We start from the raw sequence: 5,566 nt of genomic DNA, 5'->3' as shown, positions 1-5,566 counted from the left end.
GGCCAGCGCAGGCCGCGATGGCGCACCACCACGTCGGCTATGCGCCGCCCCACCACGTGCGGCAGCAAGCCGCGGCGGGTCACTTCGACCTCCGGCAACTCTGGCATCGAACCTCTCCCTTTTGTGCCACTCCAACCGCCAGAGACCCAGTCATACTGGTGCCATGCGGATCAGCAAGGCATTGTAGCGGCAGGCTACAATGCCTTTAACATTCCCATCGCATTGAGTGCTGGAGCACCCACCCACATGTCGGACCGCCTGGACCGTACCCCGATGACCATCGCTCAAATTCTTCCTACCCGGCGCTCTACCCGGCGGCCGCTGCGTCACAGGCTCGCAGCCACGGCTGCGGCCGCGCTTGCGGTCTGCGCCATGGCGCCGCTTGCCAGCCATGCCGCGCCCCCGGAGGGCAGGCCCGCGATGAAGGTGGCGGCGGAAGCCATCACGCCAGTCCGCTCGAACCCGTTGCCGCCGAAGATGCCGCTGCCGGCGGTGCCGCTGAGCGCCGACATCCTGTACCGGGTCCTGGCGGCGGAAATCTCGGCCCAGCGCGGCGTGGTCGGTCCGGCTTACCAGACTTACCTGGAACTGGCCCGCAATACGCGCGACCCGCGCTTTGCCCAGCGCGCCACCGAGATCGCCTTCAATGCACGTAGCGCGCAGCAAGCGCTCGACGCTGCGCGCCTGTGGACCGAACTCGCGCCCACATCGGCTGGTGCGCGGCAAGTCCTTTCCACCCTGCTGGTCCTGAGCGGCCGCTGGGACGAAGCCGAACCCTTGCTGGCCCTGCAGCTCAATGGCGTGCCGCCAAGCCACCGGCCGGAGGCGATCCTGCAGATGCAGCAGCAGCTTTCGCGAACCAGCGATCCCGCCGGTGCCGCCGCCCTGCTGCAGCGCCTGACAGCGAGCGACGCCCGCTCTGCCGAAACCCACCTTGCCCTGGCCCGCGCCAAGGAAGCCGCCAACGACATTCCCGGCGCCCTGGCCGAACTCGACGAAGCCCAGCGCATCCGCCCCGACTATGAAGCCGCCGCGCTGATGGCGGCCGAATTGCGCGCCGACAGCGCACCGGACGAGGCCATCGCCGGCCTGAAGTCGTTCGTCGGCAAGGCCCCTGCTTCGGTCAACGGCCATATCACGCTGGCGCGCCTGTACTTGCAGCAGAACGACCTGCAAGCCGCCCGCGCCGAGTTCGAGACCCTGCGCAAGATAGCGCCCAAGGACCCGCGCGTGCCGCTCGCCCTTGGCCTGACCAGCCTGCAGTCCAAACGCTATGACGAAGCTGAGCAGTACCTGAAAGAGTATCTGCAACTGGCCGAGCAGGTGCCGGCCGCCAGCCCCGATATCGCCTACCAGTACCTGGCGCAGATCGCCGAGGAAAAGAAGGACTACCCCGCCGCCGTTGCGTGGCTCGACCGCATCGACGACAGCCGCCTGGCGCCCGCGGCCGCCGTCAAGCGCGCCCAGCTGCTTGGGCGCATGGGCAAGCTCGACGACGCACAGGCCGTGTTCAACGATATGCTGGCCGATGCCGAGGATATCGCCGAGCCCGACCAGCGCGCGCAGCGCATGACCGCGATCCGGCAGGCCGAGGTTGGCATGCTGATCGATGCCAAAGCCTACGACCGCGCCCGCAAGGTGCTGGAGGAGCGCGTCGCTGCCGAGCCCGACAATTCGGACTGGGTCTACGAGCTGGCCATGCTCGACGAGCGCGAGAAGCGCTACGACAGCATGGAAAAGCGGCTGCGCCGGGTGATCGCGATGCAGCCCGACGCAAAGCAGGGCTACAACGCGCTCGGCTACTCCCTTGCGGACCGTAACGTGCGCCTGCCGGAAGCCCTCCAGTTGCTGGAGAAGGCCTCCGCGCTGGGACCGGACGATCCTTACATCATGGATAGCCTGGCCTGGGTCAAATTCCGCCTGGGCCAGTTGCAGCCAGCTGCCGAACTGCTCCGGAACGCCTACGCCAAGGCGCCCGAAGCGGAAATCGGTGCCCACCTGGGCGAGGTGCTGTGGCAACTCGGCCAGCAGGATGAAGCACGCAAGACCTGGAACGAAGCCGCCAAGATCGAGCCGGACAACGTCATCCTAATCGACACGCTGCGGCGCTATAACGTGCCGCTCTCCGCGCTCAAGTAATCTCCCGATTCATCCGACAGCCCGCAAACCTCCGCCGGGCCGGACGCCCGGCGCCCGGCTGCGCCGGTGCGGGCGCAAGACTACATGCATAAATCCCGACGCCTAGCCCTGCTCTGCCTGAGCGCCCCCGTCTGGCTTGCCGCCTGCGCCAGCATCACGCCAACGCGGCAGTTCGACGCCGGCGAGACCGCCAGGGCGCGCGACCTCAGCGGACGCTTCGCCGCCAACTACGTGCGCTACGGCCGCGAGGAAGGCGTACAGGGCAGCTTTCAATGGCACGAGCAAGGCCGCAACGTGCGGCTGGACCTGATCTCGCCGCTGGGGCAGACCCTTGCCCGGCTGGACAGTACGCTATGTGTCGTGGCAGGAAACCCCTGCCGCGGCAACCGCAGCCACGGCGCTGCCGCGCCGTATCGACCTGGCACGCGATGGCGACGGCAGCCCGCTCTCCGTGCGCCTTGTGATCGATCCGGAGCAAGCGCAATGAATACTGCCCGTACCCTGCCCCCCGCTGAACTGCGCGGCTGCCCCGCTCCCGCCAAGCTGAATCTCTTCCTGCACGTGACCGGGCGTCGTGACGATGGCTATCACATGTTGCAGACGGTGTTCCAACTGGTGGACTGGAGCGATACGCTGGACTTCCGCCGCCGCGAAGATGGCCGCATCGAGCGCACCACCGAGGTAGCCGGCGTCCCGGCCGAGACCGACCTGATCGTGCGCGCCGCACGGGCGCTGCAGCAGGCCAGCGGAACCCGCTTTGGCGCCGACATCGCCATCGCCAAGCGGCTGCCGATGGGTGGCGGCATTGGCGGCGGCTCTTCGGATGCGGCCACCACGCTGCTGGCCCTGAACCACCTGTGGGGGCTGCACCTGGACCGCGATGAACTCAAGCGCATCGGCCTCGCGCTGGGCGCGGACGTGCCGTTCTTCCTGCATGGGGAAAACGCCTTCGCCGAGGGTGTTGGCGAGGAACTGACGACGGTCGCGTTGCCCGAAAGCTGGTTCGTGATCATCCACCCGCGCCAGCATGTTCCTACCGTTGCAATTTTTTCGGACGAGCGCTTGACAAGGGATACGCCCATCAGCATAATAGCGGACTTCACTGGATGCACAAACAAGTTCGGTTTCGGTCGCAACGACCTGGAAGCGATAGCAACAGTGAAGTTCGGCGAAGTTGCCCGAGCCCTTGAATGGCTGAGACAATACAGTCCCCATGCAAGGATGACCGGTTCCGGAGCCTGCGTGTTTGCGCGATTCAACGATTCGCAAACGGCGCAGCAGGTACTAGACCGGTTGCCTCCCGAATGGGATGGCAGGTGTGCGAAGAGTTTATCGCACCACCCGCTCGCAACGCTCGCATAAATAGTTTTTCGTTCGGCGTCGCAGGCAGTTGAATGTGACGATGGACGTGCCCGGTTGTGTAGGGGAGTCGCCAAGTTGGTCAAGGCACCGGATTTTGATTCCGGCATTCGAAGGTTCGAATCCTTCTTCCCCTGCCATTACATTCCTATAGTGTCCTTATGGACCCGCACGACAAAGCTGCCGGCACTAGCCGGCAGCAATCTTTCCCCCCTCCAGCAGCAAGACAGGTGCACCGAATGAGCAGCGAAGGCTTGATGGTTTTTACCGGCAACGCCAACCCCAAACTCGCGGAGGCTGTCGTGCAGCACCTCGGCATCCCGCTCGGGAAAGCCCAGGTCGGCCGGTTCTCCGACGGCGAAGTCCAAGTTGAAATCCAGGAAAATGTTCGCGGCAAGCACGTTATCGTGCTGCAGTCCACCTGCGCGCCGACCAACGACAACCTGATGGAACTGATGGTGATGGTCGATGCGCTCAAGCGCGCCTCGGCACGCAGCATCACTGCCGCCATGCCCTATTTCGGCTATGCCCGCCAGGACCGCCGCCCGCGTTCGGCGCGCGTCGCGATCTCGGCCAAGGTGGTAGCCAATATGCTGGAAGTCGCCGGCGTCGAGCGCGTCCTGACCATGGACCTGCACGCCGACCAGATCCAGGGCTTCTTCGAYATCCCGGTKGAYAACRTCTACGCCTCSCCGGTKCTGCTGGGCGACCTGCGCGAGAAAAACTACGGCAATCTGCTGGTGGTCTCGCCCGACGTCGGCGGCGTGGTGCGCGCCCGTGCGCTGGCCAAGCAGCTGAACTGCGACCTGGCCATCATCGACAAGCGTCGTCCCAAGGCCAATGTGGCTGAAGTGATGAACATCATCGGTGAAGTCGACGGCCGCAACTGCGTGATCATGGATGACATGATCGACACCGGCGGCACGCTGTGCAAGGCCGCCCAGGTACTGAAGGAGCGCGGCGCGCTGAAGGTATTCGCTTACTGTACCCATCCGGTGCTGTCCGGCGGCGCGGCTGCCCGTATCGCCGACTCCGAACTGGATGAAGTGGTGGTGTGCGACACCATTCCGCTGCGCGACGATGCGATCCAGTCCGGCAAGATTCGCCAACTGTCGACCGCATCGCTGCTGGCGGAGACTTTCACCCGGATCGTCAAGGGCGACTCGATCATGTCGCTGTTTGCCGATTCCTGATAGAATTCAACGCTTTACCGCGTTTGCGGCCGTTTTTCGGGGACACCCCGGTTACGGTGCAGGCGCGATTCATCGGGCTGTCTGGTCGCGGACAGCCCTCTTACATTTGGAGTCATCATGAAAGTAGTAGCCTTCGAGCGTAGCGTACAGGGAACGGGTGYGAGCCGCCGCCTGCGCAACGCCGGCAAGACCCCCGGCATCATCTATGGCGGCGCAGCCGAGCCCAAGATGATCGAACTGGATCACAACGCGCTGTTCCATGCGCTGAAGAAAGAAGCATTCCACTCGTCGATTCTCGACCTCGAAGTGGAAGGCAAGGCTGAAAAGGCCCTGCTGCGCGCTTTCCAGATGCACCCGTTCAAGCCGCTGGTCCTGCACGTCGACTTCCAGCGCGTGTCGGCCACCGACAAGATCCACGTCAAGGTGCCGCTGCACTTCATGAACCAGGAAAACGCCCCGGGCGTGAAGCTGGGCCATGGCATCGTCAACCACATCCTGAACGAACTGGAAGTGTCGTGCCTGCCGGCCGACCTGCCTGAGTTCATCGAAGTGGACCTGGGTAACGCGGAACTGGGCCAGACCCTGCACCTGTCCGACGTGAAGCTGCCGAAGGGCGTGAGCGCCATCACCCACGGCGACGAAAACCCTGCTATCGCCAGCATCTCGCTGCCGGCCGGCGGCGTTGCTGCAGCCGAAGAAACGCCTGCTGCCTGAGTACCCTGAACGCGGCCTTCGGGACGTGCAACAGGACGGCTCTCGCAGCCGCAAGAAAAAACCGCCGGCGCGTCCGGCGGTTTTTTTTCGTGCGCCCAATCGAGTATCCTTGGCCCCTGGCAGCCCCTGCGCGATGCGAAGCGAGCCGTGAATGTTTGCCC

Annotated in this window: 5 protein-coding genes, 1 tRNA gene and 1 pseudogene; 6 read left to right on the top strand and 1 reads right to left on the bottom strand. The window is 64.7% G+C overall.

Annotation, left to right across the window (positions count from 1 at the left end; translation table 11 throughout):
* Positions 1 to 107 (bottom strand): DNA-formamidopyrimidine glycosylase family protein (locus AC1DKD_RS40375; RefSeq protein WP_477144660.1); only part of this gene is annotated, 107 nt, incomplete at its 3' end.
* A gap of 166 nt (positions 108 to 273) precedes the next feature.
* Here AC1DKD_RS40375 and AC1DKD_RS40370 point away from each other — a divergent pair.
* The 6 genes and pseudogenes from AC1DKD_RS40370 (at position 274) to AC1DKD_RS40345 (ending at position 5,405) form a co-directional block, all read left to right on the top strand.
* Complete coding sequence (locus tag AC1DKD_RS40370; protein WP_477144659.1) at positions 274 to 2,139, top strand: tetratricopeptide repeat protein; 1,866 nt, start codon at positions 274 to 276, stop codon at positions 2,137 to 2,139.
* Positions 2,140 to 2,223: 84 nt separating this feature from the next.
* A pseudogene (locus AC1DKD_RS40365) lies at positions 2,224 to 2,626 on the top strand (lipoprotein insertase outer membrane protein LolB).
* The gene (ispE, locus tag AC1DKD_RS40360; protein ID WP_441627010.1) at positions 2,623 to 3,501 is read left to right on the top strand and encodes a 4-(cytidine 5'-diphospho)-2-C-methyl-D-erythritol kinase; all 879 of its coding nucleotides are present in this window, start codon (positions 2,623 to 2,625) and stop codon (positions 3,499 to 3,501) included. Before AC1DKD_RS40365 ends, ispE begins: the two are co-directional and overlap by 4 nt.
* Positions 3,502 to 3,561: 60 nt before the next feature.
* Positions 3,562 to 3,638, top strand: a tRNA-Gln gene (locus AC1DKD_RS40355).
* A gap of 99 nt (positions 3,639 to 3,737) precedes the next feature.
* Positions 3,738 to 4,691, top strand: a complete 954-nt coding sequence (locus tag AC1DKD_RS40350; RefSeq protein WP_477144658.1) for a ribose-phosphate pyrophosphokinase — start codon at positions 3,738 to 3,740, stop codon at positions 4,689 to 4,691.
* A 117-nt stretch (positions 4,692 to 4,808) separates the two neighbouring features.
* A complete protein-coding gene (locus tag AC1DKD_RS40345) occupies positions 4,809 to 5,405 on the top strand; it encodes a 50S ribosomal protein L25/general stress protein Ctc (protein WP_477144657.1) in 597 nt (198 codons plus the stop codon).
* Positions 5,406 to 5,566: the final 161 nt, after the last annotated feature.

The sequence above is a fragment of the Cupriavidus sp. 05T313 genome (genome assembly GCF_056396665.1).
This window is presented reverse-complemented; position numbering and strand designations above follow the sequence as displayed.

Coding starts and splice junctions, on each gene's coding strand:
- AC1DKD_RS40370 (WP_477144659.1), top strand. CDS start 274: ATGACCATCGCTCAAATTCTTCCTACCCGGCGCTCTACCCGGCGGCCG.
- ispE (WP_441627010.1), top strand. CDS start 2,623: ATGAATACTGCCCGTACCCTGCCCCCCGCTGAACTGCGCGGCTGCCCC.